The following is a 3116-nucleotide window of genomic DNA, read 5'->3' as shown; positions in this document are numbered from 1 at the left end:
AGTTGGCAGCAGAAGACGAGTCGAAGACGACCCTGTCGGAACCGTCGCCGCCATCGAACGATATGGCTGGAAGGACCGTGGCGCCGAACGAATCGACGTCGATGGTCAAGGTGTCGTTGCCGGCATTGCCGGCGATGGCGACAGAGGTGATGGTGTCAGCGTCGCCGAAGGCCAGCACACGGCCCCCGTCGGTCTGGTCGATGATCTGGACACGCTTGACGGTTACTGTCTCGGTCTCGGTGCGAACGATATCGTCGAACAGGCGGACCAGCAGCTGATGCTCGGCGTCCGGAAGATCGGTACTCAGGGAGACATTCAGGTCTGCGTTGAGCAGCAGGCGCGGCTCGAGCGGATCGAAGATCAGCCGGACCCTGTCCTCGAGTTCGCGCCGAACCCGCGATCCCCGCGACAGTCTGGCAAGCTGCCGACGCAGCGTCGAAACAAGCTTCTCGCGGCGCGGCGAAGCGGGGGGGCCAAAAATGCCCTCGGACCTGAACGGATATGCCACTTTCACCCCCTACCGACGCTTTTGGTCCAGCGCCCGGTCTCTCAACAGAAAGTCGTCGAACGGTTCGCACGGTTCGCCGGGCTTGCCCGGCGGCAGTTTCGCAATGGCGTGGCCTAGGCGGCCGTCTCCTGCCCGGTCACCGGCGCTTCCGCGGGCGCCGTGCCCATTCTCTCGGCAGTGGCCTGCAGGTTCCGCAACGACTGCAGGTGAAGGAAGATGAGTTCGAGGTCATCGGCGGCAGAGAGGGCCGCAAGCTGCTCGCCGGTCAGAGCCCTGAGTCTCTCCCGACTGACTGCTTCGAAGCCAGACAGGGTCAGAACCTGGCCTGACCGCAGGGTGAACTGCGCCTGCATCGGTTCGAGCAGCGCCAGTTCGCGCAGTCGCTCGGTGAGCGCGCGGGTTCGGTGGAACTGGACCTGGTAGGCCTGCAGGAAGCTCAGGACCCCTTTCAGGTACTGCGTCTGCTCACCGTCGGCATCGAACAGCCGCTCGCCGCGCCCATTCTTGTTGACGCCCTCGAAAGCCTCATCGACACAAAGCGTAAAGTTCTGCCCGTCGGGGCTCGACGAGAACACGAACGGGTAGCGTCGCAGGAAGGCCGGGATGTACTTGCCCTGCCAGTGGCCCTCGGCATCGACCATGAGGTTTTCGCTGTCGCGGATTCCGAGCAGAACCGCGGGGACGACCTCGCCCCCCTGCCCGGCGAAGACGATAGTGAGGTCACTAGCCACCTGAGCGAACTCGGCGGCCATGAGTGGCACCGAGTTGATCCCGGTGGCGAAGCGGAAGTCGGCGCCGGCCTTCACGGAGACCTTTCCGTGCTTCTGTCGCGTGACCGGTACGGCATTGTCGTAGATCAGTAGCTGCTTTGGCATTGTCTCCCCTGGGGCGTCCACGAGGCCTGAGCCTCCCCCGGCAGGGGACGGAATCCGCCCCCATTACCAAGTCGTAAACGGCCTTCCGGGAATGATCAATGCGTACTGATATACTATGCCTAAGAAAGCGAAGTCGTTCCTAGCACGTAATAATTCCCGCTAGGGCCGGGTCTTCGCGCGGATACTCGTCCGCCGTCGGCGGTCACGATAAAGTTACGAGGCGCGAGCGGGAATCTGCTCGTCCGGGGAGATCGGTCGCAAGGCGTCCCGGTGATCGCCAAACCGTTCCACATAGGCCGACGTGAGTCCCAGGCACTGCCTGGACCTGCAACTCTGGCGATATGGACACTGATAGAAGCCATTGCGATCGAACTCGACCCAGAAGTCGGTGTCGATGACCAGCTGCGGCTGACCGTTCTCGAGCCGGTGCGCATCCCGGCCGAGGAGACACTCCGGCACGTTCTTGATCTCCACGGCGATATCGTGCTCGTCGGCGCGGCGACAGGCCTCCGCCAGGTAGGGCACGATCTCCCGGTAGTCCGCGAGCAGCGCCTTGTCGTCGTGTTCGGTCATCGGGAAGTAGTGCCAGAACTCCATCTGTGTCAGCGCCCGGATGGGCTTGAGCGCATCGACGACCGCCGGCAGCAGGCGATAGCTGCGCTCCGTCACGACCGTGTTGGTGATCACGGCCGTACCGGGAATGTCGGACAGAATCTCCAGGCCGCGCATCATCTTGGCGAAGGAATTGGGGATGCAGGTTATCTCGTCGTGCGTGGCGGCGTCCGAGCCGGCCACCGAGACGAAGAACTCGTCGACCCCGGCCTCGACCAGTTCCTGTGCGTAGTTGGCGCGGGACAGGTGCATGCCGTGCGTCTGGATGCGGACATGCTCGAAACCGGCGGCACGAGCCTTCCGCGCCAACTCCGGAAGGTCGCGACGAAGGGTGATCTCGGAGCCGGTGAGAATCAGGCCGCTCCAGCGACGCTCGTGCCGATTGATGGCCAGCACGCCCTCGAACTGCTGATCCGACACCGGGGTCAGGCGGTCCATGGTGCCTTCGATCATGCAGTGGACGCAGCGCAGGTTGCAGCGGAACTCCATGGTCAAGGAGACGTAGCGGCTGTGATCGTATCGGCCCATGCGGTCTCCCCTGGTGCTCCCGGCAAAGCGCAGCAACCTTGGCCCAGTCTAGGCCCAGGCCGGCGAAAACCAAAGGGCATGTCACGCGGGGCGCGCCACGGCCCCGAAGTACACTGTCGCAAAGGGTTCGCCGTCGCGCCCATGCCCAAGCGAAACGTGGCCCAGGAACGGGTCGCCGGATGCCGGCAGGGCTGCCGCTAGGCTTGCAGCCGGCACCGCGAGGCCCGCAGCAAGCCGGTCCACGGCGGTCCGCAGTGCGGCGAGCCGGACGCTCGCCCCATATAGATTGACATCGATCGAGCGCCGAGCGGTCCCCAGTTCGACAACCTCCATGGTGGGAAGGCCGTAGTCAGGGACCGTCGGCGCGGCCCCCGCAAGCACGCTGTCGAGGAAGTCGCGGAGGGCCAGGCTCGGTGTGAGGGCCTGCGCGAACCCACGTATCGTGGTTGCAGCACGAACGTCAGGCAAATCACGGTAGATCGAGAAGGTCGCCCGACCGCCGGATACCCACTTGGCGGCAAAGAAGATGGTTCCGGGTGGAACCAGTGCCGGCAGGACCGCACCGACGGGGAACTCCAGATAGAGCTTCAGGG

4 protein-coding genes are annotated in these 3116 nt (G+C 64.4%); all 4 read right to left on the bottom strand.

Annotation, left to right across the window (positions count from 1 at the left end; translation table 11 throughout):
* Positions 1 to 508, bottom strand: a 508-nt coding sequence (locus ACE3TU_RS20735; RefSeq protein ID WP_374627707.1) for an LEPR-XLL domain-containing protein, incomplete at its 3' end; no start/stop codon positions are given.
* A gap of 113 nt (positions 509 to 621) precedes the next feature.
* Positions 622 to 1383, bottom strand: coding sequence for a SapC family protein (locus ACE3TU_RS20730; protein ID WP_374627705.1), 762 nt, complete (start codon positions 1381 to 1383; stop codon positions 622 to 624).
* 213 nt (positions 1384 to 1596) lie between these two features.
* A complete protein-coding gene (locus ACE3TU_RS20725; RefSeq protein ID WP_374627703.1) occupies positions 1597 to 2523 on the bottom strand; it encodes a radical SAM protein in 927 nt (308 codons plus the stop codon).
* Between the two features lie 81 nt (positions 2524 to 2604).
* On the bottom strand, positions 2605 to 3116 hold a 512-nt coding region (locus ACE3TU_RS20720), incomplete at its 5' end, for a hypothetical protein (RefSeq protein ID WP_374627701.1).

The organism is Devosia sp. (genome assembly GCF_041917035.1).
GTDB lineage: Bacteria > Pseudomonadota > Alphaproteobacteria > Rhizobiales > Devosiaceae > Devosia_A.
Note: the sequence above shows the minus strand (reverse complement) of the source record. Positions and strands in the feature narration are given on the sequence as shown.